The 25,842-nt window shown below is 63.5% G+C and carries 20 protein-coding genes; 9 read left to right on the top strand and 11 right to left on the bottom strand.

Annotated elements, in window-relative coordinates:
- Nucleotides 1-116: 116 nt before the first annotated feature.
- Nucleotides 117-1,517, bottom strand: a complete 1,401-nt coding sequence (locus tag H4V95_RS13975) for an NAD(P)H-quinone dehydrogenase (RefSeq protein ID WP_196867815.1) — start codon at nucleotides 1,515-1,517, stop codon at nucleotides 117-119.
- A 126-nt stretch (nucleotides 1,518-1,643) separates the two neighbouring features.
- Here H4V95_RS13975 and H4V95_RS13980 point away from each other — a divergent pair, with 126 nt between their 5' ends.
- The 4 genes from H4V95_RS13980 (at nucleotide 1,644) to H4V95_RS13995 (ending at nucleotide 5,000) form a co-directional block, all read left to right on the top strand.
- Nucleotides 1,644-2,447, top strand: a complete 804-nt coding sequence (locus tag H4V95_RS13980) for a purine-nucleoside phosphorylase (protein ID WP_196867828.1) — start codon at nucleotides 1,644-1,646, stop codon at nucleotides 2,445-2,447.
- A gap of 26 nt (nucleotides 2,448-2,473) precedes the next feature.
- The gene (locus H4V95_RS13985) at nucleotides 2,474-4,210 is read left to right on the top strand and encodes a phospho-sugar mutase (protein ID WP_196867814.1); all 1,737 of its coding nucleotides are present in this window, start codon (nucleotides 2,474-2,476) and stop codon (nucleotides 4,208-4,210) included.
- A 110-nt stretch (nucleotides 4,211-4,320) separates the two neighbouring features.
- Entirely contained in the window at nucleotides 4,321-4,641 is a 321-nt protein-coding gene (locus H4V95_RS13990) for a winged helix-turn-helix domain-containing protein (protein ID WP_196867813.1), read from the top strand.
- A 77-nt stretch (nucleotides 4,642-4,718) separates the two neighbouring features.
- Nucleotides 4,719-5,000: a hypothetical protein gene (locus H4V95_RS13995; protein ID WP_196867812.1), complete on the top strand. Its 282-nt coding sequence runs from the start codon at nucleotides 4,719-4,721 to the stop codon at nucleotides 4,998-5,000.
- Between the two features lie 114 nt (nucleotides 5,001-5,114).
- On the opposite strand, the gene H4V95_RS14000 is transcribed toward H4V95_RS13995, so the two are convergent.
- From H4V95_RS14000 to mfd, 4 genes are all read right to left on the bottom strand, one after another.
- Entirely contained in the window at nucleotides 5,115-5,993 is an 879-nt protein-coding gene (locus H4V95_RS14000) for an aldehyde dehydrogenase family protein (RefSeq protein ID WP_196867811.1), read from the bottom strand.
- Nucleotides 5,990-7,495 (bottom strand): aldehyde dehydrogenase family protein, encoded by a 1,506-nt coding sequence (locus H4V95_RS14005; RefSeq protein ID WP_209730886.1) that lies wholly within the window; start codon nucleotides 7,493-7,495, stop codon nucleotides 5,990-5,992. Before H4V95_RS14005 ends, H4V95_RS14000 begins: the two co-directional genes overlap by 4 nt.
- 11 nt (nucleotides 7,496-7,506) lie before the next feature.
- Nucleotides 7,507-8,526, bottom strand: a complete 1,020-nt coding sequence (deoC, locus tag H4V95_RS14010) for a deoxyribose-phosphate aldolase (RefSeq protein WP_209730887.1) — start codon at nucleotides 8,524-8,526, stop codon at nucleotides 7,507-7,509.
- Between the two features lie 164 nt (nucleotides 8,527-8,690).
- Nucleotides 8,691-12,320 carry a transcription-repair coupling factor gene (mfd, locus tag H4V95_RS14015; RefSeq protein WP_196867808.1) on the bottom strand — a complete coding sequence of 1,210 codons (3,630 nt, stop codon included), beginning with the start codon at nucleotides 12,318-12,320 and terminating at the stop codon, nucleotides 8,691-8,693.
- Between the two features lie 216 nt (nucleotides 12,321-12,536).
- On the opposite strand from mfd, the gene H4V95_RS14020 reads away from it, so the two are divergent.
- From H4V95_RS14020 to nhaA, 3 genes are read left to right on the top strand one after another with little or no spacing between them, the layout of a single operon-like run.
- Entirely contained in the window at nucleotides 12,537-13,040 is a 504-nt protein-coding gene (locus tag H4V95_RS14020) for a DUF2505 domain-containing protein (protein ID WP_196867807.1), read from the top strand.
- 13 nt (nucleotides 13,041-13,053) lie between these two features.
- Nucleotides 13,054-13,275: an SCO4848 family membrane protein gene (locus H4V95_RS14025; RefSeq protein WP_196867806.1), complete on the top strand. Its 222-nt coding sequence runs from the start codon at nucleotides 13,054-13,056 to the stop codon at nucleotides 13,273-13,275.
- 54 nt (nucleotides 13,276-13,329) lie between these two features.
- Nucleotides 13,330-14,682 carry a Na+/H+ antiporter NhaA gene (gene nhaA / locus H4V95_RS14030; protein ID WP_196867805.1) on the top strand — a complete coding sequence of 451 codons (1,353 nt, stop codon included), beginning with the start codon at nucleotides 13,330-13,332 and terminating at the stop codon, nucleotides 14,680-14,682.
- Nucleotides 14,683-14,700: 18 nt separating this feature from the next.
- On the opposite strand, the gene sufU is transcribed toward nhaA, so the two are convergent.
- The 6 genes from sufU to H4V95_RS14060 all read right to left on the bottom strand — a co-directional run bounded on the left by sufU (nucleotide 14,701) and on the right by H4V95_RS14060 (nucleotide 22,891).
- Nucleotides 14,701-15,153, bottom strand: a complete 453-nt coding sequence (gene sufU / locus H4V95_RS14035; RefSeq protein ID WP_196867804.1) for a Fe-S cluster assembly sulfur transfer protein SufU — start codon at nucleotides 15,151-15,153, stop codon at nucleotides 14,701-14,703.
- Nucleotides 15,153-16,451 carry an aminotransferase class V-fold PLP-dependent enzyme gene (locus H4V95_RS14040; protein ID WP_245345715.1) on the bottom strand — a complete coding sequence of 433 codons (1,299 nt, stop codon included), beginning with the start codon at nucleotides 16,449-16,451 and terminating at the stop codon, nucleotides 15,153-15,155. Before H4V95_RS14040 ends, sufU begins: the two co-directional genes overlap by 1 nt.
- Nucleotides 16,452-16,594: 143 nt before the next feature.
- Complete coding sequence (locus H4V95_RS14045; RefSeq protein ID WP_209730888.1) at nucleotides 16,595-18,319, bottom strand: hypothetical protein; 1,725 nt, start codon at nucleotides 18,317-18,319, stop codon at nucleotides 16,595-16,597.
- A 327-nt stretch (nucleotides 18,320-18,646) separates the two neighbouring features.
- Nucleotides 18,647-20,095 carry a glycerophosphodiester phosphodiesterase family protein gene (locus H4V95_RS14050; protein WP_209730889.1) on the bottom strand — a complete coding sequence of 483 codons (1,449 nt, stop codon included), beginning with the start codon at nucleotides 20,093-20,095 and terminating at the stop codon, nucleotides 18,647-18,649.
- A gap of 3 nt (nucleotides 20,096-20,098) precedes the next feature.
- Nucleotides 20,099-21,463: a hypothetical protein gene (locus tag H4V95_RS14055; protein ID WP_209730890.1), complete on the bottom strand. Its 1,365-nt coding sequence runs from the start codon at nucleotides 21,461-21,463 to the stop codon at nucleotides 20,099-20,101.
- Between the two features lie 39 nt (nucleotides 21,464-21,502).
- Complete coding sequence (locus H4V95_RS14060; RefSeq protein WP_209730891.1) at nucleotides 21,503-22,891, bottom strand: polysaccharide biosynthesis tyrosine autokinase; 1,389 nt, start codon at nucleotides 22,889-22,891, stop codon at nucleotides 21,503-21,505.
- Nucleotides 22,892-23,194: 303 nt separating this feature from the next.
- Between H4V95_RS14060 and H4V95_RS14065 the strand changes: the two genes are divergently transcribed.
- Both H4V95_RS14065 and H4V95_RS14070 read left to right on the top strand, forming a co-directional pair.
- Nucleotides 23,195-24,328 carry a glycosyltransferase family 4 protein gene (locus tag H4V95_RS14065; RefSeq protein ID WP_312884044.1) on the top strand — a complete coding sequence of 378 codons (1,134 nt, stop codon included), beginning with the start codon at nucleotides 23,195-23,197 and terminating at the stop codon, nucleotides 24,326-24,328.
- Nucleotides 24,329-24,354: 26 nt separating this feature from the next.
- On the top strand, nucleotides 24,355-25,830 hold the full coding sequence (locus tag H4V95_RS14070) for a lipopolysaccharide biosynthesis protein (RefSeq protein ID WP_196867798.1): 1,476 nt from the start codon (nucleotides 24,355-24,357) through the stop codon (nucleotides 25,828-25,830).
- Nucleotides 25,831-25,842: the final 12 nt, after the last annotated feature.

The raw sequence follows: 25,842 nt of genomic DNA on the forward strand, positions 1-25,842 counted from the left end.
ATCAGAACAGCAAGGTCCAACAGGTGGATAAAATTGTCCAGTATGTGGACAGCTCAGCCGTGAGACAAGCCACAGCACCGTTGACTCTTGGAACCCGGTGCTGGGAACTTTTGGTTCTAGAGCCGGACGTGCAGGCGTCGTGCCGCTTCGGAGATTGAGCCGGTCAGCGACGGGTAGACGGTGAACGTGTTGGCCACATCGTCCACGTGCAGCTTTTTCGTCACGGCCAGGGCCAACGGGAAAATCAGCTCCGAGGCGCGGGGCCCGACGACGACGCCGCCGATCACCGTTCCGGACCCCTTGCGGGAGATGATCTTCACAAATCCGTCGGTCACGTTCATCATCTTCGCGCGGGCGTTGGTGTGGAGGGAGAGCTTCACGACGTCGCCCTGGTAGCGGCCGGATTCGACGTCGGCCTCGGAGACCCCCACGGTGGCAATTTCGGGGGCGGTGAAAATATTGGACGCAACCTGCTTGAGCTTCAGCGGGGTGACGCTGTCACCCATCAGGTGGGCCATCGCGATCCGGCCCTGCATGGCGGCCACCGACGCGAGCGCCAGCACCCCCGTGCAGTCCCCCGCCGCGTACACGTTCGGGGCCGAGGTGCGCGAGACGCCGTCGACCTTGATGTGCCCCGACTCGGTGAGCTGGACTCCCGCATCCTCCAACCCGATCCCCGCGGTATTGGGGATGGAGCCGACCGCGATGAGACAGTGACTGCCCTCGACGGTCCGCCCGTCCGAAAGGGTGACGACGACGCCGTCGCCCACCCGCTCGACGCCCTGGGCGCGGCACTCGGAGAGCACTGTCATGCCGCGGTTCCGGAAGACGTTCTCGAGCACCTCGGCGGCGTCGGCATCCTCGCCGGGGAGCACCCGGTCGCGGCTTGAAATCAGGGTGACCTTGGATCCCAGACCGTCGTACGCGGAAGCGAACTCGGCCCCGGTGACCCCGGAGCCGACCACGATGAGATGCTCCGGCACCTCGGTGAGGGTGTAGATCTGGGTCCAGTTGAAGATGCGTTCACCGTCCGGCTGCGCCGTGGGCAGCTCCCGGGGGTGCGCGCCTACCGACAGGAGGATGGCGTCCGCCTCGACGGTGGTGGTTTCGTCGCCGGCCGTGACCTCCAGGCGGTGGTTGTCGAGCAGTTTCCCCTCGCCGATGAGGATCTTCACTCCCACCCGCTCCAGCGCCCGGGAGATGTCGGCGGACTGCTCGGCAGCGAGGCGCAGCAGTCGTTCATTGACCTGGCCCAGGTCCGCGTAGGCAGCTTTGGTATTCTCGAACCGCACGCCCAGCTCATGCGCGGAATCGACGCGGGCCATGATGTCAGCCGTGGCGATCAGAGTTTTGGATGGCACCACATCGGTGAGGACTGCAGCCCCGCCGAGCCCCTGGCGCTCCACGATCGTGACGGTCGCACCGAGTGAGGCAGCAACCATCGCCGCCTCATATCCACCGGGCCCGCCGCCCAGGATGGCAATTCGCAGGGCACTGAAATCTAGTTGGCTGGTCACAACTGACCATTCTGTCCTATCGCTGCCGCGCTCTCAAACGGTTGAGGTGGTCCGCGCCCGCCCCGGCGGTGGCCGCGGGCTGGGAACTGAGGGTAAGTTTGACCAGTGATCGAGAACTCCACGTCAATGACGCCGACCGACCCCTTCGACCTGGCACGAGCCGCAGCGGAGTACATCGCCGCCGAAACCGGCGTCGATACCCACGACATTGCCCTGGTGCTGGGATCGGGCTGGGGTGAAGCAGCCGACCTCATTGGAGAGACCACCCACACCCTGAAGGCATCGGACATCCCCGGGTTCTCCGCCCCCGCGGTCGAAGGACATGTGGGGACGGTGCGATCGGTCCTGACGACGTCGGGCAAGCGCGCGCTGGTGGTCGGCTCCCGCACCCATTATTACGAGGGCAAGGGTGTCAGGGCGGTAGTCCACGGGGTGCGCACTGCAGCAGCTGCGGGGGCCAGGGTGATGGTGCTGACGAACGGGTGCGGCGGGCTGCAGGAACAGTGGACTCCCGGCACCCCCGTCCTGATCAGCGACCACCTGAACCTCACCGCCACCTCCCCCCTTGAGGGCGCCACCTTCGTGGACCTGACCGACCTGTACTCCCCGCGGATCCGCGACCTCGCCCGCGAAGTCGATCCCACCCTGGACGAGGGCGTCTACGCACAGTTCACCGGCCCGCACTACGAGACCCCGGCCGAGGTCAGGTATGCCAGGACCATCGGCGCCGACCTGGTCGGCATGTCCACGGCGCTCGAAGCCATTGCCGCGCGGCACGCCGGCATGGAGGTCTTCGGGATCTCCCTGGTCACCAACCTCGCGGCGGGCATCAGTTCAACACCCCTGAGCCACGCCGAGGTCATCGAATCCGGCGCGGCCGCCGGGCCCCGCATTTCACGCCTGCTTGCTGACATCATCAGCCGGCTCTAGCACCTGACCAAAGGTAACCAGAAGTCATGACGCACGCCGACCACCAACCACTCCTCGCTGCCGCCCGCGCCTGGGCCGCTGAGGATCCGGACCCGCAGACGACGGCGGAACTTCAGGCCCTTCTCGAGCGGTACGACGACGCCGACAGCGCCACCATGGTGGCCCAGGAACTGCAGGACCGTTTCAGCGGCCCGCTCCTGTTCGGCACCGCTGGCCTGCGGGCTGCTCTCGGCGCCGGGCCCAACCGGATGAACCGGGTGGTGGTACGCCGCGCAGCCGCCGGTGTCGCCGCCTATGTGCTCGGGATCGCCGACGGCGCCTACGCTCCCCGCGCCGTCGTCGGATTCGACGCCCGCCACAATTCCCGGATCTTCGCTGAGGAGACCGCCGCGGTCTTCACCGCCGCCGGCATCCAGACCTTCCTGATGCCCACCGAGTTGCCGACCCCGGTGCTCGCCTACGCGGTGCGCGCCCTCGAATGCGAGGTGGGGGTGATGGTGACGGCCAGCCACAACCCGCCCCAGGACAACGGCTACAAGGTCTACCTGGGCGGACGCGCTGTGGACGACGCCGGCCGGGGCGCACAGATCGTCGCACCGCAGGACGCCGAAATCGCCGACCGGATCGCCGCGGTCGGCACCCTGGACAGCATCGTGCTGGCCCCCGGGGGCTGGAACATCCTGCCCGAGAGCATCGCAAAGGACTACGTGACCTCCGTGGTGGGTCTCGCCGACCGCGAGGCGTTCCCGGCCCGGGACCTGTCCATTGTGCTGACCCCCCTGCACGGGGTGGGCGGAAAGACCGCGCAGGACGTGCTGGCCGCCGCAGGCTTCGGGACCGTCCACGTTGTCGCCGAACAGGCGGAACCGGACCCCGACTTCCCGACTGTCGATTTCCCCAACCCCGAGGAGCCGGGCGCCCTCGACCTTGCCCTGGCTGCGGCGGAAGCCCAGGACGCCGATCTGGTGCTGGCCAACGATCCCGACGCCGACCGGGTGGCGGTCGCCGCGAAGGATCCAGCCACCGGTGAGTGGAGGATGCTCCGGGGGGACGAAACCGGGGCGCTGCTTGGCCAGCACCTCGCCACCCGTCTGGTCCAGGACGCCGCACCTGGCGCGCCCGCGCCGGTCTTCGCCAACTCGATCGTCTCCTCACGGTTGCTGGCAGGTATCGCCGCGGCCGCAGGCATCACCCACACCGAAACCCTCACCGGGTTCAAATGGATCTCGCGTGTTCCCTCCCTGACGTATGGCTATGAGGAGGCGCTGGGCTACTGCGTAGCGCCCGGGATGGTCAGGGACAAGGACGGCATTTCTGCGGCCCTGCTCATGGCCGAGTTGGCGGCAGCCACCAAGGCGGCAGGCCGGACCCTGTTCGATCTGCTGGACGACCTGTCACTGCTGCACGGGTTACACGCCAGCGACCAGCTGTCCGTCCGGGTCGGCAGTCTCGGGCTGCTGGGCGCCATGATGAACCGGCTGCGGGAAAACCCGCCGCAGGCCTTCGCCGACTCGGCAATCGACGTTGTCGAGGACCTCCTCCTGGGCCATGCAGGACTGCCACCGACCGACGGACTGCTGTTCCTCACCCGGGACAACACCCGGGTGATCATCCGCCCCAGCGGCACCGAACCGAAGCTGAAGTGCTACCTCGAGGTAGTGGAACCGGTCGAGTCGGCCGCAGCACTCGAGGACGCCAAGGTCATCGCACGCGCACGCCTGGACGCGGTCCTCCGGGACGTCGAGGAGTCGTTGGGTCTGTAGGCGGGCGCCCGGGTTGTTTTTCGGCGTTCACCTCCGCGAAACACCCGGGCAATCAGGGCTACCTACGGTGAAGTGGTACCAGCCACCGATCAAGCCCCGGAGATCGACCAATGCAGCTCGCAGACCCCACTGGATCCCCGTCCCGCCGGGCTCTGCGGTACGAGGGTTCCTACGGGAGCATTGAACTCCGAGGCAGCACACTGCGCATCAACGGGACGCCGGTGCTCCTGGCGCCCGCGCCAATGGCAGTCTTCGGGGCGCTCCTCGAAGCTCGTGGGGCCGTCTTGACGAGGGCCCATCTGGCCTCGGTGCTTCCGGGCGCCGCTGACGCGCACGCCCTCGACATGACGGTCAGCCGGCTGCGGAAGGCGCTCCCGGATCCCCGGCTGGTCGCGACGGTGGTGAAACGGGGTTACCGGATTCCGGTCTGAGCGCCGCTGCGCTGCCTCACGCCGACGGGCAGTTATGGTTAAGGGAGTATCGTTTCGCACACCTCCGAGGAGACTCAATGGCACACCCCACGACTTCGGCATCCCCGGAGCGGTCCGCTCCGGCCAAGCAGCCCACCCACTCCGGGGAAGGCCACCTCGCCAGCAACCTGGTGACGTTCGCCGTGATGATGGTCCTGTTCCTCGGATCGATTTTCGCCCTGACCTTCTTCGACCAGAGCAATGTCTGGGCGTTCGCCGTCTGCCTGACCCTGTTTTTCTTCGCGTTCTGGATTCCCCAGGCAATCCTCGGACGCTCCGATACCGGCCCCGCCCTTGCCAAGGGCGACCGCAAGGCGTAGCCCCCGGCACCCAACAACCGCACACAAAAGTGGCGGACCTGCAGGAAAGTGGTTGAGCAACCACTCCCCTGCAGGTCCGCCACTTTTGTGTGGGTGGGAGCTGGGCCGGGAGGCCTAGATCAGACCTTTGGTGTGCCAGACGGTCTTCGTTTCGGTGAAGAAGGTGATCCGGTCGATCGAGGGGGCACCGGCGTCGGGCCCGGTCTCCGGAGGGAGCACCCGCTTGAGCGTTTCCGCAGCGGCGATCTGCAGGTCCACCCAGTCCAGGTTTTCGGCGCCGAGCAGGTCCAGGGCGTTGACGTCGGCATGCGAGGCCAGCCACGGAGCGATTTCCGCTGGCGAACCACTGAGGATGTTCACGACGCCGGCGGGCACGTCGGAGGTGGCCAGTACCTCTCCGAGGCTGAGCGCGGCCAGGGGCGCCCGCTCGTTGCCGATGACCACCGCGGTGTTGCCGCTGACCAGCACCGGCGCGACCGCCCGGACGAAACCGATCAGTGAGCCGGGGCCCTGCGGTGCGATGACCGCCACCACGCCGGTGGGCTCGGGGGTGGACAGGTTGAAGTAGGGGCCGGACACCGGGTTGGCGTTGCCCGCCACCTGGACATACTTGTCCGCCCAGCCGGCGTACCAGACCCACAGGTCAATCGCCTCGTCGACCTGGGCGATCGCGGCCGCGGCCGAGACGCCCTCGGACGCGGCAATTTCGTCGGCAAACTGGGCCCGGCGCCCATCGAGCACCTCGGCGATGCGGTACAGCACCTGGCCCCGGTTGTATCCGGAGGTACCGGCCCAGCCGCTGACGGCCCCGCGGGCGGCGGTGACGGCGTCGCGCGCGTCCTTGCGTGAGCCCTTGGCCGCATTGACGGTGTTCAACAGGGGTCCACCCTTCCTGGTCGGTACCTCATAGACGCGTCCGGATTCGCTGCGGACAAACTTGCCGCCGATGTAGAGCTTGTAGGTCTTCGGTACGCCTAGCCGTGCAGCGCTCATTTGGAGCCTCCCAGTGGGGTCTTGGACATGAGGGCCGAGACGACGGACTTGTCTGCAGCGCCCGACGACGCTGGTGCCAGGTAGGCGCCCAGACCGTGGCGACCGCCCTCCCTGCCGTAGCCGGATTCCTTGTAGCCGCCAAACGGTGAGGCGGGGTCGAACTTGTTGAAGGTGTTGGCCCAGATCACTCCTGCGCGCAGCTTGTCGGCGACGGCGAGCACGCGGCTGCCCTTGTCCGACCAGATGCCAGCTGACAGGCCGTAGGGGGTGTTGTTGGCTTTCGCGATCGCTTCGGCCGGCGTGCGGAAGGTCAGCACCGAGAGCACCGGTCCGAAGATCTCGTCCCGGGCAATGCGGTGGCTGGTGGATACGTTGGTGAAGATGGTGGGCGGGAACCAGAAACCCTGCTGCGGCAGGTTGCTGTCGGGGCTCCACCGGGTGGCGCCCTCCTGCTCCCCAATGTCGGAGAGCTCGCGCATCCGGCCGAGCTGGGACGCCGAGTTGATCGCACCAATGTCGGTGTTCTTGTCGAGGGGGTCACCGACGCGCAGCGTGGACAGGCGGGACTTGAGCCGTTCGACCACCTCGTCGTGGATCGATTCCTGGACCAGCAGGCGGGATCCGGCGCAGCAGACCTGCCCCTGGTTGAAGAAGATCCCGTTGACGATGCCCTCGATGGCCTGGTCGATGGGGGCGTCGTCGAACACGATGTTCGCGCCCTTGCCGCCGAGCTCGAGGGTGAGTTTCTTGCCCGTGCCGGCCGTTGAACGGGCGATGGACCGTCCGACGGCGGTGGAGCCGGTGAAGGCGACCTTGTTCACATCCGGGTGGTTGACCAGGGCGGAGCCTGTTGCACCGGCTCCGGTGACAATGTTGACGACACCCGCTGGCAGGTCGGCCTGCTGCAGGATCTCGGCGAAGAGCATCGCGGTCAGGGAGGTGGTCTCGGCGGGTTTGAGGACCACGGTGTTGCCCGCGGCCAGGGCCGGGGCGATTTTCCATGCCAGCATCAGCAGCGGGAAGTTCCACGGGATCACCTGTGCCGCGACACCCAGCGAGCGGGGGTTGGGGCCCATTCCGGCGTGGTCGAGCTTGTCGGCCCAGCCGGCGTAGTAGAAGAACCACGCGGCCACCAGGGGCACGTCGACGTCGCGGCTTTCCTTGATCGGCTTGCCGTTGTCGAGGGTTTCTGCGACTGCCAGTTCACGGGCGCGTTCCTGCACCAGGCGGGCGATGCGGAACAGGTACTTTCCCCGGTCCGTGCCCGAGAGCTTCGACCAGGTCTTCTCGTAGGCGCGGCGGGCGGCGGCGACGGCGGAGTCGACGTCGGCCTCGCTGGCGCACGAAATGGTGGTGATCTTCTGCTCGGTGGCAGGGGAAATGGTGGTGAAGGATTCGCCGTTGCCGGGAACGAACTCACCGTTGATGAACAGGCCGTACTCGCTCTTGAGGTCCAGGATGGCCGTGGACTCCGGGGCCGGTGCGTACTCGAGAAAAGTCATGGGTTGGATCCTTAGTCGATCGTGACGTAGGCAGGGCCGGAGTAGCTGCCGCTGGTGAGCTTCTGACGCTGCAGGAGCACGTCATTGAGGAGGCTGGAGGCGCCGAAGCGGAACAGGTCCGGCTGAAGCCAGTCCTCCCCCACCGTTTCGGCGACGGTGACCAGGTACTTGATGGCGTCCTTGGAAGTGCGGATGCCGCCGGCCGGCTTGACCCCGATCTTCTCACCGGTGAGCCGGTGCCAGTCGCGGACCACTTCGAGCATCGACAGGGTGACCGGGAGGGTCGCCGCAGGGGCTACCTTGCCGGTGGAGGTCTTGATGAAGTCGCCGCCAGCCAGGATGGAAAGCCACGAGGCGCGCCGGATGTTGTCGTACGTGTTCAGCTCCCCGGTCTCGAGGATCACCTTCAGGTGGGCGTAGGAACCGTCGTCGCGGCGGCAGGCTTCCTTCACCGCAACGATCTCGTCGAAGACCAGGCCATACCGCCCGGAGAGAAACGCGCCACGGTCAATGACCATGTCGATCTCGTCCGCACCCGCCGCCACCGCGTCGGCGGTGTCGGAGAGCTTCACCGACCGTGAGGCCCGCCCGGACGGGAAGGCCGTAGCGACCGCCGCAACGTTGATCCTGCCCGCGGCGTCCGCGTCGTGGGCCCTGCCCAGCGCCTCCACGGCGTGGGGCACCATGTCGCCGTACACGCAGACCGCTGCCACCCGGGGGGTGGACAGGTCATCGGCGTCGGGAACCAGCGCTTTGGCGACGAGGGATCTCACCTTGCCCGGCGTGTCGGCACCCTCCAGAGTGGTCAGGTCGATCAGGGAGATGATCTTGTCCAGGGCCCAGGCCTTGGAGGTGGTCTTGATCGACCGGGTCCCGAGGGACGCTGCACGCGCCTCAAGGCCCACGGCGTCAACACCGGCAATGCCTTCGAGGTAGCGTTTCAGGGCCTTCTCGGTCAGGTCCCCGCCGATCACTTCCAGTGCCCGTGACGCAGGCGCTATGGCGGTGCTCCCGGTGGCAGTAGTTTCCATCGTTGAGTGTTCTCCGTACTTCGGTTCGGTGCCACGGCGGGACGGTTCCCACAGCCGGGCAACAGGGCCGCGGCGACGCTGCTGAACGGCTGGTTTCCGCAGGCTGTGGGACAGGGGGTCATACCCGTGTGGTCGGGTTCGACTTTACCACTGCAGGGCGTCGCCTACTCGGTGAAGATCGCGTCCACGACGTTCTGCGCCCAGGTAAGGATGTCGGCGTCGGACAGGTCCCGGCCGCCCACCGGCGAGGTCTTCGGCTTCGGGATCAAGGCCGCGTTCAATGCTGGTTTCAGCGAGGATCCCGGATACATGCGCTTGAGCCGCATTTCCTTCGATTCCGGGAGCTCCGCCGGCGCAAACTTGATGAAGTTTCCCTGCAGCGCAACATCGGTCAGGCCTGCCGCACGCGCCGCCACCCGGAACCGGGCGACCGCAATCAGGTTGACCACCGGAGCGGGTGGCTCCCCGTACCGGTCACCCAGTTCCTCCACCACGGCGTCGATGGCGTCGTAGGTGATCGCGGAGGCCAGCTTGCGGTAGGCCTCCAGACGCAGCCGCTCCCCCGGTACGTAGTCGTGGGGCAGGTGGGCGTTGACCGGCAACTCGATCTTCATCTCCGCTGCCTTCTCCTCCGCGTCGCCACGGAAGTCCGCGACTGCCTCACCGACCAGCCGGATGTACAGGTCGAAACCCACCCCCTGGATGTGGCCGGACTGTTCCCCGCCAAGCATGTTGCCTGCACCGCGGATCTCAAGATCCTTCAGTGCGAGCTGCATGCCGGCGCCGAGCTCGTTATGGGAGGCGACAGCCTTCAGCCGCTCCAGTGCCACCTCGCCCAACGGCTTCTCCGAGGGGTAGAGGAAGTAGGCGTAGGCACGTTCGCGCCCTCGTCCCACCCTGCCGCGGAGCTGGTGCAACTGGGACAGGCCGTAGTTGTCGGCCCGGTCCACGATCAGGGTGTTGGCATTGGAGATGTCCAGCCCGGTTTCGATGATGGTGGTGCACACGAGGACGTCGAAGCGTTTTTCCCAGAAGTCCACGATGATCTGTTCCAGCCGGGACTCGCTCATCTGGCCGTGCGCGACGGCGACCCGCGCCTCGGGCACCAGCTCTTTGAGGTGCGCAGCGGTGCGGTCGATCGAGGACACCCGGTTGTGGACGAAAAACACCTGGCCCTCACGCATCAGCTCGCGCCGCACCGCTGCTGAGGTCTGCTTGTCCGTGTAGGGGCCCACATAGGTGAGCACCGGGTGCCGTTCCTCGGGTGGGGTGGCCAGCGTCGAAGTTTCCCGGATACCGGTCAGCGACATCTCGAGGGTCCGGGGAATCGGGGTCGCGCTCATCGCGAGCACGTCCACGTTGGTGCGCATCTTCTTCAGCGCTTCCTTGTGTTCCACGCCGAAACGCTGTTCCTCGTCGACGATGACCAGGCCCAGGTCCTTGAACTGGACCTGGTTGGACAGCAGCCGGTGGGTGCCGATGACGACGTCGACAGCGCCGGAACCAATCCCCTCGGAGGTCTCCCGCGATTCCTTGGCACTCTGGAACCGGGACAGGGGTTTGACCCTCACCGGAAAACCGGAAAACCGTTCGGAGAAGGTCTCGTAGTGCTGTTGCACCAGCAGCGTGGTCGGCACCAGCACCGCGACCTGCTTGCCGTCCTGGACGGCCTTGAAGGCGGCCCGCACCGCGATCTCCGTCTTGCCGTAGCCGACGTCGCCGGAGACCAGCCGGTCCATCGGCACTTCGCGCTCCATATCCGCCTTGACCTCGTTGATGGTGGTCAGCTGGTCGGGGGTCTCGATGTAGGGGAACGCCTCTTCCAGCTCACGCTGCCAGGGGGTGTCCGCGGAGAAGGCGAAGCCGCGTGATGCCATCCGCGCCGAGTACAGCCGGATCAGTTCCCCCGCGATCTCCTTGACTGCCTTGCGTGCCTTGGACTTGGTGCTCGCCCAGTCGGATCCGCCCATCTTGCTGAGCGCCGGGGCATCCCCGCCCACATACCGGGTGACCTGGTCGAGCTGGTCTGTGGGGACAAACAGCCGGTCGCCGGGAGCGCCGCGCTTGGAGGGCGCGTACTCGAGCACCAGGTACTCACGGATGGTCTTGGTGGGCCCCGCCCCGGTGGCACGCTGCAGCAGTTCAACGAAACGGGCCACACCGTGCTGCTCGTGCACCACATAGTCGTTCTCACGGAGCTGCAACGGATCGACGGCGTTGCGCCGTTTGGAGGGCATTTTGCGCATGTCCCGGGTTCCGGACGCAGTGGTGCGGCCCAGCAGGTCAGCCTCGGTCAGGAGTCCCAGCTTGAGGGAGTCGAGGACGAAGCCCCTGCCCGCGGACGCCGTCGTAATTTCGATGATCCCCGGCTGTGGCGGTGACTCTAGTGAATCCACCCGGGCGGCCGGAATGTCGTGGTCGTGGAACAGTTCAGCGAGGCGCGCAGCCGGACCGGGGCCCTCGGTGGCTACGACCACCCGCCACTGGTCGCGCACGCGGCCGCCCAGGAAATCCATCATTTCGGCCACGTCGCCCTGGTAGCCGCGGGGCTCTCGTGCCCGCACCGTGAATGCGTCGATCTCTGGAAGGAATTCCTGCAGCGACTCGTCGGAACCGAAGGAGGTAATTGACCACCAGGCGACCTTGTTCGCGAGCGCCGCCGAGCGGGTATCGGTCAGGGACCTGAAGCTCGCCGTCTGCAAATCGGCGCCCAGGGCGCCGCCGAGGTCGAGCGGTGCGGCGCCGCCCTCGGACGCCGTGGACCAGGCTGCCTCAAGGAACTCCTCATTGGTGGCGGCCAGATCGTGGGCGCGGGTCCGCACCTTCTCGGGCTCAATGACGACGGCGATCGACCCGGCGGGCAGCTCACCGACCAGGGGCACCATCGCATCGACCAGCACCGGGGCGAGCGACTCCATCCCCTCCACTGCGATGCCGCCGGCAATCTTTTCCAGCATCGCTGCGGCGGCGGGCAGGTCTGCCTTGAGTTTAGCTGCCCGGGACATGACCGAGGGGGTGATCAGGATTTCCCGGCAGGGCGGGGCGAAGAGCATTCTCGGCTGGCCGTCCTCCTCGCGGACCAGCGAGCGCTGGTCGGCGACGGCGAACCAGCGCATCGCTTCCACCTCGTCACCGAAGAACTCGATCCGCAGGGGATGGTCCTCGGTGGGCGGAAACACGTCGATGATTCCGCCACGCACTGCGAACTCACCACGATGGGTGACCATGTCCACGCGAGCGTAGGCGGCGTCGGACAGGGCCCGGACCACCTCAGTGAACTCGGCGTCCTGGCCGACCCTCAGGGTGACCGGCTGCAACTCGCCCAGGCCCGCGACCAGTGGCTGGACGACGGCGCGGATGGGCGCAATGATGACCCGCACGGGTGACCCCTCGGGGTGTGCGAGCCGGCGCAGGACGGACAGCCGGCGGCCCACGGTGTCTGACCGCGGCGAGAGACGTTCGTGGGGCAGCGTCTCCCAGCTGGGGAACTCCTCGATGTCGGCGACCGGCAAATAGCTCCGGAGTGCCGCGGCAAGGTCTTCGGCCTCCCGGCCGGTGGCGGTGACGGCCAGCACTACCGGTGTGCTGGCGCCTCCCTCGGCGTTACCGTCAGTTGTAGTTGAGGATGAGGCCAGACCATCCACCATTTCGGCCAACAAGGCTGCCCGCAGACCGGCCGGCGCGCCGATCTGCAGGTCGGTGTTCCGGTCAGCGACCCCGTGCGAGGCATTCGTCCTCACCCGGGCGAACGACGTGTCCTCGATCAGTGCGGCGCGCAGTCCGTTCAGGCTCAATGGTTCTCCTCGAGGATCCGACAGTTTCCGGGGACAACGGTGGCCGCGGTAGGCGGTTCCGACCGGTTTATCCAGCACAAAAGCCCGAAATTCTGTCGAATTCCGGGGATACCCCAAGCCTACCCTGTGGGACCCACCCGGCGGCCCGGGAAGGCCCTAGGATGGGTGGGGCGCAAACCGCATTCCACCTCACCGCCTTTCCATTACGGAGGAACCTTGGCACTGAACGCTTCGACCACCCTGCCCTACGACGCCGCCACGGTAACCGGCGTCTTCACCGACGAGGCTTTCCTGAAGCACGTTAGCGAGAAGGTGGGCGGCACCCTGAAGTCGGTCACCGTCGACGGCGACACCGCCGCCGCCTTCACCCTGAGCGCCGTCCGGACGCTTCCCACGAAGCGCCTCCCGGACATGGTGCGTAAGTTTGTCGGCGAGTCCCTCACCGTCACCCAGACGGAACACTGGACCGCTCCGACGCCCGATGGGTCCCGCACCGCCAAGGTCACCATGACCGTCGCAGGTGTGCCGGTCACCGTTGACGCCGAACAGCGTCTGGTCGCGGCCGGCGCCGACACCCGGGTGGACCTCACCGGGACCGTCAGCTCGTCGATCCCCTTCATGGGGTCCAAGATCGCGTCGGCGGCTGAACCCATGATCGGTAAGGCACTGAACCTTCAGGCCACCGAGGCACGCAAGTGGCTCGAGAGCCGCCAGGGCTAAGGAGTTCATCACCATGTCGCTTCCCACCCCCCTGGCCCTGATCCTCATCCTGGCCGGCATCTGGACTTTGATCGTCTGGCCACCCTTCCTGCGGCGCGTCTTCAAGGACCCACGTTCCAAAGATGAGTCGGGTGCACCTACCCGGTTCCTCAAGGTGCACTTTATGCTGATTACCACCTCAATGATCCTGGGCGTAGCCACCCTCGTGATCGGCGTCCGCGCCCTGGTTGGCTAGAAGCATCGAGTTGGCTGTCAGTATCGAATTGGCGAAATCAGAGAAGGTCGCACCGTGAGCAACAACCAGGAACCAAAGGCACCAAAGCGGGTCCTCGAAAGGTCGAGCTACCCGGAGTACCTGCGGCTCAATGAGATCCTCCGCAAGGAAACGGTCGGTGGCATCCTGCTGCTGATCGCCGCCGTCGCGGCCCTGATCTGGGCTAACTCGCCAGCCTCAGCCAGCTATTTCGCGATTCGGGATTTCGAGTTTGGGTACGAGCCCTGGCATCTGCGGCTGAGCGTCGGGGCCTGGGCCGCGGACGGGCTGCTTGCCATCTTCTTTTTCCTGGTGGGCCTCGAACTGAAACGGGAGTTTGTTGCTGGTGACCTGCGCAAGTTCAGCCGGGCGGTGGTGCCGGTGACGGCTGCCGCCGGCGGCGTCCTGGTGCCCGCCCTCTTCTACGTGATCGTGAACCTGTCCTCCCCCGAGTCCTTGCGGGGGTGGGCCATTCCGACGGCAACCGACATCGCCTTTGCCCTCGCCGTCCTGGCAGTGATCAGCTCCCACCTCCCCAGCGCGCTGCGAGTTTTCCTCCTGACCCTCGCCGTCGTGGACGATCTCATCGCGATTGCCATCATCGCTTTCTTCTACTCCGACGACGTCGAGTTCACCTACCTGCTCTTCATGCTGGTGCCCCTGGCGTTGTTTGGCTTCCTGGCGCAGAAGAACCCCAAGTACTTTGGCCGCCACACCCCTGCCGCCTGGCTGATCCTCCTCCCGATTGGTATCGCCACCTGGATCCTGATGCATGCGTCGGGCGTTCACGCCACGGTCGCCGGTGTCCTGCTCGGCTTCCTCGTGCCGGTGCTCCGCAAGGCCAAGGACGGCACGGTGAAGATGCCCCGGCCGAACAAACCGGGGCTGGCCGAAATATTCGAGCACCGCTTCCGCCCGCTGTCCACCGGATTCGCTGTCCCGGTGTTCGCGTTCTTCTCGGCAGGTGTGGCGGTTGGTGGGACCGAAGGCCTGCTGTCGGCCCTCGGCGACACCGTCACCCTCGGCATTATCGCGGGACTGGTAATCGGTAAACCGATCGGGATCCTGCTGACCACCTTTGTGCTCACCAAAACGACCCGCGCCAACCTGGACCCGGATCTGCGCTGGATCGACCTGTTGGGAGTGGGCCTGCTCGCAGGGGTTGGCTTCACCGTGTCGCTGCTGGTCAATGACCTCAGTTTCGCCCAGGGAACCGAGCAGAACGACCATGCGAAGGTCGCCATTCTCGGCGCGTCCCTGATCGCTGCCCTCGCCGCCACAGTGATCCTCCGGAGCCGGAACAAGCATTACCGCGGGATCGAGGAAGCCGAACAGGTGGACGCGGACAACGACGGCGTGCCCGACCTCTTCGAGGGGCGGGACCGCTAGGGCTAATCGGGCGTGGACCTACTGGTTCGCCGCGAGCAGCGCTTCCTCCAGCGCCACCCACGCCAGCATGGCGCACTTGACCCGCGCAGGGTACTTGGAGACTCCGGCCAGGGCTGCCGCGTCCCCGAGCACCTCCTCGTTTGCGGGGACCCTGCCCCGTGAGCGCATCACCGTCCGGAACTCGTCCACAAGGTCCATCACCGTGTCGCGGTCCTGACCGACCACCAGATCGGTCAGGACCGACGCGGACGACATCGAAATTGCGCATCCGGCCCCATCCCAGCTGACGCTGGTGAGCGTGCCGTCCACCAGGACGGCTCGCAACGTGATCTCATCGCCGCACACCGGGTTCAGCTGATGGGATTGCCCCTGGTTGCCAGCGCCGTCGTGGTCCCGCAGACCAGCACCGTGGCGTTCCTTCGCGTGATCCAGGATGATCTGTTGGTAGAGCTGCTGCAGGTCGTCGGACATCACTTCACTCCAAAAAACGGGCGGACACCGGCGACGGCCGCCAGGAAGGCATCCACTTCGTCGCTGGTGTTGTACAGGTAGGTGCTGGCGCGTGTGCTGGCCGTCAGGCCGAGCCGGCGGTGCAGGGGCTGGGCGCAGTGGTGGCCCACCCGCACCGCAATGCCCGCGTGGTCAAGATACTGGCCGACGTCGTGGGCGTGGACACCGTCGACGTCGAACGCTGCCAATCCGATTCGCTCCGTCCCTGCTGCTGGGCCCAGTACCCGGATGCCCGGCAGCTGGCTGAGTCCTTCCACCAATTGGCGGCCCAGGGTTTCCTCCCACTCCTGCACCCGCCGCATCCCGGTTTCGGTGAGGTAATTTGCTGCGGCCGCCAGGGCGATGGCCTGGGAAATCCGCTGGGTCCCGGCCTCGAAGCGTGCTGGCGCCTCAAGGTACTCGGCGCGTTCCATCGTGACGGTGGTGATCATCGACCCGCCGGTGAGGAAGGGTGGCATCGCGTTGAGCAACTCCGAACGGCCATACAGGGCCCCGATCCCGGTGGGTCCGAGCATCTTATGCCCGGAGAAGGCCATGAAGTCGATGCCCAACGCGTGCACGTCGACGGGCAGGTGGGGCACCGACTGGCACGCGTCGAGGACTGTCAGGGCGCCATGCTGGCGCGCCATCGCAACGAGTTCAGCAACCGGGTTGATGGTCCCGAGCACGTTTGACGCATGGGTGAAAGCGACGACCCTGGTGGCGGGGCCGATGATGGCGGTTGCGTCCTCGAGCCGAAGCGCGCCGTCGTCGTCCACAGGTATCCAGCGCAGCGTGGCACCGGTGCGGGCGGCGAGCTCCTGCCAGGGGATCAGATTGGCGTGGTGCTCCATCTCGGTCACCACGATCTCGTCACCGGGGCCCAGAATGAATCGTTCAGCGGCGGGTCCTCCACGTCCCACTGATGCATTCGAGAAGGAGTACGCCACCAGGTTCAGTGCCTCGGTGGCATTGGAGGTCCACACAATCTCGTCCACGGCGGCGCCGACGAAGGCAGCAACGGTTTCCCGGGCCGCCTCGTAGGCGTCAGTCGCCTCCACGGCGAGCGTGTGCGCCCCACGATGGACGGCTGAGTTTCGCTGCTCGTAGAACTCCTGTTCCGCTTCCAGCACGGTCGACGGATTTTGGGAGGTGGCGCCGGAGTCAAGGTAGATGAGCGGCCGGGAATTGACCTCGGTAGCCAGGATCGGAAAGTCGTTGCGGATCCGCTGCACCTCGGTGTCGGTCAGAGGGTGATGCGGAGCAGACGGAATGGACAAACGTTTCTCCTCAGTGGTTGCGCGGGCACCTACACTCTACGCGCCCCGACCGGAAGGTTTACCCCTCACGCACTGGGCGCCCTGTCACCCCGCTGTCGGGATGACCGGGCGCCCGGTACATGAGGGGTGGTGCTGCCTAGTTTCTAGTGTGCCCAGGTATATGGCACAGGTGTCACACCGTCATCGAGAACGACCTTCGGCGGTGTCTTAATCGTATTGTCATTTGTCGTCCGGTAACTGTTCGGGGTCAGCATGAGAATTCGCTTTCCCTTCCCGATGGGCCCGGATTCGCTTCCGCTTATCCACTCATCCGTAATTGCACCAATGATTGTGAGTTTTCCGTCCGACTGATTGGACATGAAATTCACGTGGCGGCGGGTGTGCGAACTGTGAATCACCGGCTGGTTATGAACAATGTTGAAGCTCTCTTCATGATTGATCCCTGTGACGTTGCGGATTGACTGGAGGTTCCAGGTTTCCGCGTTATTGGAGTACCAGAAGGTCGGCATGCCGACGAGGGAGTCGTGAGTGAACACGTTGTAGAGCTTCGCCCGGTCATGGTTGTTGTACCCAATGGGGGATGCCCCCACGATGGGACCTTTAACACGAGATCCAAAGGAGTTACCGGTCCAGCGGTAACCATCGATTTCAACGTCCCGGGTCACGGAATCGCTACCTCGCCACCAGTTGAGGCCGAAAGTTTCTCCCGGAGGAGTCCCTGCGTCTCCCGGGACGCCCGTGATAAGGATGTCCCGAACCGTGGTTCCGGGCGATGACTGGCCCACCATGATGCCGTTGTACAGGTGTCCCTGCACTGTTCCCTGAAGCCAGAAATCGGAGAGGATCTGGTCCTGACCATCGTTCATTCTCATCAGGTAGAGCTGGTTTGTTTGACCGCTTCCCTGCGCCGGGACCGTCGACCCGAACGAAGACGTGTTTGCTTTCATCCGGATGATTGTGTCGCGGCCCTCCCCGATGATGCCCTTGACAGTCGATGGCACTCGGATCGCAGCAGCCGGGTCACGGAAGTTGGAGACTTCAAAGACGCCTGCGGGGAGTTTGAGAACTTTCCCTGCGAGCTCGGGCTTCGCGAGGACGGTATTGATATTCTCGCCGGGCTTTGCCACATTCTCCCAGAGCACCCAATTGCTGGCGGCGGGAGGCGCCGGAGCAGGAGCCGGAGCAGGTGCCGGTGCGGGAGCCGGAGCAGGTGCCGGTGCGGGAGCCGGAGCAGGTGCCGGTGCGGGAGCCGGAGCAGGTGCCGGTGCGGGGGCCGGAGCAGGTGCCGGTGCGGGGGCCGGAGCCGGAGCAGCCACCGGCGCTGCCGTGGCGTCCGGAGCCTCTACCCAGAACTTGACGCCCTCGTCAGCCCATCCATCCCCCGAAAGGGCGGTCCGTTCCGCCGGAGTCGTCGCGAACCGGTGAATGTCGCCCTTCAGGAATCTGTGCACAGGGATTCCACAGTCCATAGCAGTCGTCGAGGCATAGAACTCAATTTTCTGGCTCTGGTAGGCGTGGTTGCTGATGGCCTTCTCGTACTCCCCGATACCGGGGGTATCAGGCATCCAGACGAAGTTGCCGTCTTTATACATCCGGTAGACCGGATGAAGCCCTTCGGCTGCGGCTGGTGCGGCTGCAAAGACCAGTCCGGTTTCCTCGGTGAAGCCGAAGTCTTCCTTGGCCGCAGCAATTTCAGCCGTCGATGAACTGAGAAGTGTGGCGCCGCTCCCAGGATTGATGCTCCGATAGAAGTTTTGATTCATAGCGTCGCATGTCGTCTCATCAGCTGCAACGGCGGCCGTGCCCGTGAGGGGCAGGAGGGAGATTGCGAGCAAGTATCCGATAGTACGGGTGGTTGTTTTCCTCATAGAGGGTCCTCTGGTAGGTGCGGTGAGTGGCAAGAACGCAAATCACGATCTCGCGCATTCCTAGCAACTAAGCCCAGCTCTCAGTGTTCAGTGCGCTGCTATGCCGCGTAGGCGGCGTGCAATTGGGGTGGTTAATTGACCAGAATCGTGCCAGCCAGTTTCCTGGTTGATCTTCTCCGTTGGGGAGGACGGACCACGACCCATGACCTCGTCCCAACCCGAGCGGTGGGAACGATCCTGTAACCAAAACTCACCGGCAGGTTCCGATAGCCGATGGTCAGGGAAGACTGTATCACGGAAACGTAACGCACTATCTATGGGGGGAAACTAAGTTACGGACACGCCGCGGAATTCGACCGGAGGATATTCCCAGTAGTTGCGGCACAGGGAAAAGTATCCCCCACGGTAGACATCGGTTCGGGCAGTCACCGTGCCACTCCCGTCATCCAGCCTGACGCATCGTAAGGTGCTGGAAGTGACCTCAATGCGGAAGCGCATCCACTCGCCAACGACTGGCGGCAAAGTGAGAACCCGGCCCAGCGGGTACCCGTCAACTTCGCCGGCCACCCGGCCAAAAAGGACAAGCTCTCCGTCGCGTCGAATAATCAGGTGGTATCCGCCAGAGTCGGCGGGCGCCCGCACCCGGTAGGGCGAGTCATCCCGTTGCCCAAAAGCAACCCCCGCGTGGTCCCTGTCACGGGGTAAAGTTTCGGGCCAGCGCATTTCAAAGTTGATGCTGTAATTTGACGTCGGGACGGGACACAGCGATCCCATGCAGTAGCTTGCCTTGTCGCTATGCGCCAAGAGAATCGACGACCCGGAGCTGATAATTTCTGGTTGGTGTGTCCAGGCCAGCGCCCATGGCAAATCTCCGTGACCGCGCAGACCGGTCGCAAAGATATCCGCTCTGGACCGCGCACTTGACGTTGTGACATACGGAATGTTTGAGCACATCATTCCCCTCACGCCGAGGCCAACAAGCCGGTCTCGCATCGAGCGTGTGTGTACTTCCCACACCATCACGGGTATACCGCCCTGGACCAAGGTACGAATGAGATCGTCGGGTGCCGAATGATGAATGCCGAGGAGGTCATACCTCGACACGAGTCTTTCGAGGCCCTCCTCAAGAACGCCGAAATCGTCGGCGGGTAAGTAGCCCCATGTTTTGTATCCGCGCCGCGTAACCTCATCAGGAACATCAACCAATGCCGGCTGCTTCCACACAAAATGCTGGGTGGAATCCGGATAGGAATCCATGAGGTCCAGCAGAGCTGCCGTGTTCGTCCCCTGCTTATCTTCAATGAAAATCACCGAGTGGGCAGCGTGGCTGTCCAGGACGTCCTGAAGTCGCGGAATCGGCAGCAGGAAGCTATTGGGCCCGAGCCACTGTCGGGCATTGTTCTGCAAACTTCGAAGCCCATCGAATTTCGTCTCGGCAATCACCCGATCGACGCCGGTCATTCTGAGTGTATTGAGATCATGGTGGCATACGAGCTCTCCGTCAGCGGTTGCGCTAAGAGAAATCTCGATTGCCTTCGCTCCGGCGGCCAGCGACTGTGTATAAGCATCAGCAGTATGTTCAGGCCAGTTATCCATTGAGCCGCGGTGCGCGACATAGAACACCGCCTCTGCCAACAGCCCGTCAACCGTGTGGACCGGATGTACCTGCTGCACGGGGTTCCGAGCGGAGCATCCGGCGAGCAGGATCGCTCCGGACGCGCCTGCAAGAAATCGTCGCCGGGAAAACAGCAAATGTCCGTTCTCGATCGATTCCATCTGTCATCGACCTATCCAGCTTGTGTCCGAACCGATGCTGTGCCGGGGTTTCAGCTGAGCCGCGGAGTCAGGGAGCACATCTTCGTCCGCTGGTGAACGCGGGCGTTGCCCAGCGCTAGTCCTGATTCGAGGATTGCCGACCGATCGTTGGGCCGCGATCACCGTCATGGCGACGACAGTCCATACGACGACGCCGGCAACAGACCGCGTAGCGAGTCCGCTGTAGGTGTGCGGGATGATTGCTACAACAAGTCCTGCAATAGTAAGTCCCGGGACATGGTGTCTCGAGTGATTCCTCAGCACCACGAAGAGCAGCAAACCGAAGTACAGAATGGCAAAAAAGATTCCGATATCTACGGCATACATGAGCACCGAGCTTTCAAAACTGGTCTGCAGGCCAGCGTACTCGGATATTTCATAGCTAGATGTGACACCTTGCCCGGTGAAAAAGTACTGTTCCCAGTCACGGGCGAACACTCCATAAGCCTTGTTTCTGGCCTCGGTGGATCCGGTGTCGTCGGCGACCCTTTCGAGTATTCCCGCAGCGAGAGGTGAGGCGAGCAGGCCCACAAACCCCACCCCCACCAGAGTTAGAACAAGAGCTTTGATTGATCGCCGGTGGCGGGAGAAGGCAATTGCATAGACGGCTCCGGCAGAGGCAACGATCATTCCTACGCGTGACTGAGTGATCATTACTCCAGCCATGAACAGCGCTAACATCGGAACCGCGAGGAAGAGCCTACGGACACCGGCAAGCAAAGGCATCAGCGCACACAGTACAAGCGACAACGCCAGTGGCTGGTCGAAAGTACCCATCCACCGTTGAGTTTCAGGGTTGAACCAGAACTGTGTCAGGAAGCCTGATTCGTACAGCAGAACGCTTTGTGAAGACCACTGCCACATCGCGATAAGCGTCACAATACTGGCGAACAGGAACAGAAAGTTGCGGAGTGTGTACACCAGCGTTGGGGAGTTTCCTCCCACGGAAATAATCAGCAGGAAGAGCACCGCGGGGACGATCATTTGATCGGTGAGCAAGACGATACCGCCGCCGGTCTGCACTGTCCTCGTCGTCAGAAGGGAAGTCGCCAGGACCAGCAGCAGGATGAGAAACAGATAACTGTTGCGTGCCACCGCGTTGAGCAACGACCGGGGATCCTGAACCATCTGCACGCAGATCACGGCGAACGTCAACCAGGTCGCAGCATGGAAGGTCAGCGGACCGATGCGCTGGCCTGTCAGTAGGTAACTTCCCACGGTCGGAACGAAAAACCAGAGGGCAATGATGCAGATTATTGCGGCGGTCGGCCGGTTACGCAGAAGAAAAGCAACCGCAAAGCAGAGACCTATCCACGCAAGAAGCTGCACCCTAGGCCCCCTGGCGAGTCGCCCGAATTACAGCGCTGGTCATTGGCTCTCCACATGCTGACCGCGCTTTTCCTTGCTCTCTGGCTCTGTGGGGAAGGTGCCGGGGTCTTCGGTGGGGTCCGCGTCCGTGTGACCTTCATGCTCTGATGAAAAGCGGGCTCGTATCCGCTTGGGCAAAGGCACAGCGTTAAGGACAATTCCCAGAACCTTGGCACCCACCAGTTCCAATGTCTCCGCTCCCGCTCTCACACCGTTGGGCGTGGAGTAGCCATACCGGGCAACGACTATCACCCCATCTGAGAGAGCGGCAACCGTTCGCGAGTCCGCGAAGGGGAGAAGCGGAGCGGTATCGAGGACCACCAGATCGTAGGCCTCTTTGGCCTTCCTGAGGACAGCCTCCACAGCGGCGGCGTTGAGGAGTTCCGAGGCCCGGCCGGATGCCGTGCCTGCGCACATAATCGAGAGTTGTTCATACGGTCCGGAATTGATGACCGATCCGAATTCACGCCCGTGCTGCAGCACCTCTGCTAATCCGTCTTTATGCACGGATCCGAGACCAGGCGCGAGCTGCGGGTTGCGAATATCGGTTTCGATAAGGAGAGTCCGGTAGCCCGCTTCCGCGCAGGCAGCAGCAAGATTGAAGGCAACGGTGGACGCACCCTCACCGACAGTCGCTGAAGTGACGGCGATGACCCGTAAGGAGTCGGCGTCAGAACGGAAATGAAGGTTGGTACGCAGATTTCGGAAGGCTTCGAATTGTAGGGAATTTCGGACCGACACGCCGGGGCTTCCACGATCCACCTTTCGGTCAGCGGGCACCGTCGAAAGAAGCTGCAGCCCGCTTGCTTCCTCGAGATTATCAATCGAGCGGAGCGTGTTGTCAGCGCGGCTGCGAAGAATAATGAGTCCCACGCCCAGCGCCAGCCCGACCAGTATTCCCAGCCCGTAGTTCAGCATCTCGCTGGGAGAGACAGGATTGTCATCCTGGGTTGGTCCCGCAACCACATTGAGGACGGTTTCAGCACCCTCAGGGCTTCCGGCGCCTTCAAGGTCGTTGACCAGGCGATTAAAATTCGTGGCAATCGATGACGCAAGTGCCGTCGCTTCGTCCTGGTCTTCGCTTCGCACATTCGCGGTGAGTATCAGTGTGTCAGCGTCGCCATTCGCGCTGATCATATCTGTCACCGTCTCAACGGATTCCTCAACGCCACTGGCCTTCGAAATCTGCTCAACGATCTTTTCGCTGGTCAGCAGGGTCGCATACCCGATGATTCGCAAGCGAGCGAGTTCGTCCGCCTGCAGGGCCGTCTGCCCCTCCGCAGTCGGAGCGAAGACGTAGAACCGCACGGTGCTTTGATAGACCGGGACGGTCGCGGCGGTAACTGCGCCCGCAATCCCGGTGCACAGTAAAACCGAAATGAGAATCATCCACCAATTCCTGCGTGCCGATCGGGCGAATGAATTCTGCAGCATTGGTTGAGACCTGCCTTCGTCTAGGATCCTGGCCGCGCTCCGGGCAATACACTCGGACACGGCTGGGAGCGAACCCGGCTTTGGGCACAGGTAAGCGCTTCGGATCAGTATTACCTACAATTCAGGCGGGCGTAACCCCATTGACAGAACTGCATACAATCATTCGTAGATGCACGGTGTCGCGCCTCGACCGGGCTATCAGGTCTCCGCTTCACCTCTGGACAGGGGGCATGCAAGGTGACGAATAAAAAATTGCGAGTGCTGGTCACACATCCAAGCAGTGAGTTGTACGGAACAGACCGGGTTCTTTTAGAGAGCGTCGATGGTTTCCTGGAACAGCATTGGACCGTTGCGGTTGCGCTACCTGTCACTGGTCCTCTTGTACCGGAACTACAGGATCGAGGGGTGATTGTTTACCGGTGCAGTTCCCCAGTGCTCCGGAAAAGTCTTTTATCCCCGGCTGGCGTCATCCGGCTGGTCTTTGCCTCTCTGATAGGCGCGGTTAAAGGAATTCGCGTCATCCTGGAATTTAAACCCGACATTATCTACGTTAATACGATAACAATTCCGCTCTGGCCAGTCCTGGGGCGCCTCAGTGGCCGCCCCGTCCTCACCCACGTCCATGAGGCGGAGGGGAGCGCTCCGCGTATCCTCAGGATCGCTTTGGCCGCACCCCTCTTGGCTGCCACCGCAATTGTTGCCAACAGCCGGTACAGCGCTGGAGTCCATGCATCCGTAGTCCCACGGTTGAGGGGAAGGGCCGAGATAGTCTACAACGGCGTTCCCGGACCGGCCACGGCATCACCTGCGCGCGCCGATCGCCCGCAACCTCTCAGAGTGCTCTATGTGGGCCGACTGTCCCATCGCAAGGGGGTGGATGTCGTGATCGATGCAGTCGGAGAACTCCATCGGCGGTCGGTCCCGGTAGTGCTCGACGTCGTCGGTTCCGTGTATCCCGGATACGAACCCTACGAGCAAAGCCTCAGGGATAGCGTCGGTCACCAGGGCCTCGATGAATTCGTGACGTTCCACGGGTTCCACAACGATGTGTCGGCGTTCAGAGCTTCTTCGGATGTGGCTGTTGTGCCATCACGACTCGACGAGCCTTTCGGCAACACAGCGGTCGAGACACTGCTGGCAGGCCGCCCCCTCGTTGTGAGTGAAACCTCCGGCCTCAAGGAGGCCGCAGAGGGTTATCAGAGTACCCAGTTCGTGAGTCCAGGCAGCGTCCAGGAACTCGCTGACGCCCTCCATCGCGTTGTGAATGAGTGGGACTACTTCCGCCGGACCGCGGCACTGGATTCCACAGCGGCGGCAACCAAACACAGTACGCAGTCCTATCGCGACGCCCTCTCCGATCTCATTGAGCGAACTGTGTGTGCAACCCGGTGAAACGCGGATCGGTCGACCGGACTGGCATGCCACCGAGCACCAGCCCAGCGGCGGCCAACGACGGATACCATCAGGGGAAGGCTGTCCATGGTGTCCGCTGGTCGCTGCTCGCCGTGATCGGTCGTCAGGGCTTCCAAATCTGCAGCGCCCTGGTTCTGGCGAGACTACTTGGCCCTGCAAGCTACGGAATCATCAGCGTGGCGAGCATCTACATCGTCCTGGTGACGCTCCTCCTCGATCAGGGCCTCTCTGCCGCGCTTGTTCAGCGTCCGCAACTGGCGCCCCGAGCGGCAGGCGCAACCGTCTCCCTGAATCTGATCACTGCTATTCTGCTGGGAGCCCTCACCTGGCTCGCAGCCCCTCCACTGGCGGATTTCTTCAGCGTCCCCGAGCTGGTTTTTGTCCTGCAGATACTAGCTGTCGCTCTTCCCCTCAAAGCGATCGGTATTGTCCCCCGCGCCATGTTGTCCCGGGAACTCAAATTTCGCGGTATGGCCGTGTCAGATATTGTCGGCGCTGCGATCGGTGCGATCTGCGGTGTGGCCGCGGCGCTTCTGGGTGCCAGCTACTTTGCTGTGGTTTACCAGGTGATTGCCACTGACATCGTTGCGGGATTGATCTTGCTCGTTGCTGCGAAGGGCCCTGCCCCGAATTTGCACCTTAACGAGGTTCGGCCTCTTTTGCGCTTCAGCATGGGCATCTTCGGCGTCAACGCCTTGGCCTATTTCTCCCGCAACATTGACAACATCCTGGTTGGAAGATTTCTTGGAGTAACCTCGCTATCTCTTTACGGGATGGCGTACAGGGTGCTCGCTGTGCCAGTTATGCTCTTCGGCCAGACAGTGAATCGGGTCATGTTCCCCGTATTCTCGCGTACTTCCACTGACCGAGACCTTGTCTCGGGTAACCTCCTCAAATCGATGCAAGTGCTATCAATGCTCGTGGTGCCAGTGATGGCCTTCACAGCGTGTGCTTCCCCCCTCCTCGTGCAACTTGTTCTCGGGGATGCTTGGGCCGAGGCGGCACCGCTTCTCAGCGTATTGGCGATAGCAGGCGCCCGGGAAACCATCTTCTTCATTGCGCCTTCGCTGATGCGAGGCATGGGCAAAGCTGGCCTGAATTTGAAATACGAGATTCTAGCGACGATCGCCCAGGTGACGGGGATAATCGTCGGACTCCAGTTTGGTTTGTTTTGGGTGGCCGTCGGTTACGCCGCCGGCGGGTTTCTGTTGACACCGGTCCTTCTCATCATCCAATCACGATTGTGCGGCGCTAGCGTCCGCGAGCAGTTGGGGACGATCTGGCCCGCGGTTCACTGCAGCGCGTGGGGTGCGGCGGCCTACATCGCTGTTGGTCTTCTAGAAATGCCGGACATCGTCCGGTTGGCTGCAGGATTCATCGCTTTCATGGGTGTGGCCATTCTGGTGCTGACAGCGTTCCATCGTCGGCGGACCCTGGTTTTTCTATCCCGTCTGAGGACTTTGACCAACCTGCGAAAATAGGCGATCACAGTT

The sequence above is a fragment of the Arthrobacter sp. CAN_C5 genome, from assembly GCF_017875735.1.
GTDB lineage: Bacteria > Actinomycetota > Actinomycetes > Actinomycetales > Micrococcaceae > Arthrobacter_D.

What these genes read in the sequence shown, in the direction of transcription:
- H4V95_RS13995 (WP_196867812.1), top strand. Translation starts at nt 4,719, where the DNA reads ATGGCACACCCCACGACTTCGGCATCCCCGGAGCGGTCCGCTCCGGCC.
- deoC (WP_209730887.1), bottom strand. Translation starts at nt 8,526, where the DNA reads ATGGAAACTACTGCCACCGGGAGCACCGCCATAGCGCCTGCGTCACGG.
- H4V95_RS14070 (WP_196867798.1), top strand. Translation starts at nt 24,355, where the DNA reads ATGCCACCGAGCACCAGCCCAGCGGCGGCCAACGACGGATACCATCAG.
- H4V95_RS14045 (WP_209730888.1), bottom strand. Translation starts at nt 18,319, where the DNA reads ATGAGGAAAACAACCACCCGTACTATCGGATACTTGCTCGCAATCTCC.
- sufU (WP_196867804.1), bottom strand. Translation starts at nt 15,153, where the DNA reads ATGTCCGACGACCTGCAGCAGCTCTACCAACAGATCATCCTGGATCAC.
- H4V95_RS13990 (WP_196867813.1), top strand. Translation starts at nt 4,321, where the DNA reads ATGCAGCTCGCAGACCCCACTGGATCCCCGTCCCGCCGGGCTCTGCGG.
- H4V95_RS14050 (WP_209730889.1), bottom strand. Translation starts at nt 20,095, where the DNA reads ATGGAATCGATCGAGAACGGACATTTGCTGTTTTCCCGGCGACGATTT.
- H4V95_RS14000 (WP_196867811.1), bottom strand. Translation starts at nt 5,993, where the DNA reads ATGAGCGCTGCACGGCTAGGCGTACCGAAGACCTACAAGCTCTACATC.
- H4V95_RS14060 (WP_209730891.1), bottom strand. Translation starts at nt 22,891, where the DNA reads ATGATTCTCATTTCGGTTTTACTGTGCACCGGGATTGCGGGCGCAGTT.
- H4V95_RS13985 (WP_196867814.1), top strand. Translation starts at nt 2,474, where the DNA reads ATGACGCACGCCGACCACCAACCACTCCTCGCTGCCGCCCGCGCCTGG.
- H4V95_RS14005 (WP_209730886.1), bottom strand. Translation starts at nt 7,495, where the DNA reads ATGACTTTTCTCGAGTACGCACCGGCCCCGGAGTCCACGGCCATCCTG.
- H4V95_RS14025 (WP_196867806.1), top strand. Translation starts at nt 13,054, where the DNA reads ATGTCGCTTCCCACCCCCCTGGCCCTGATCCTCATCCTGGCCGGCATC.
- H4V95_RS13980 (WP_196867828.1), top strand. Translation starts at nt 1,644, where the DNA reads ATGACGCCGACCGACCCCTTCGACCTGGCACGAGCCGCAGCGGAGTAC.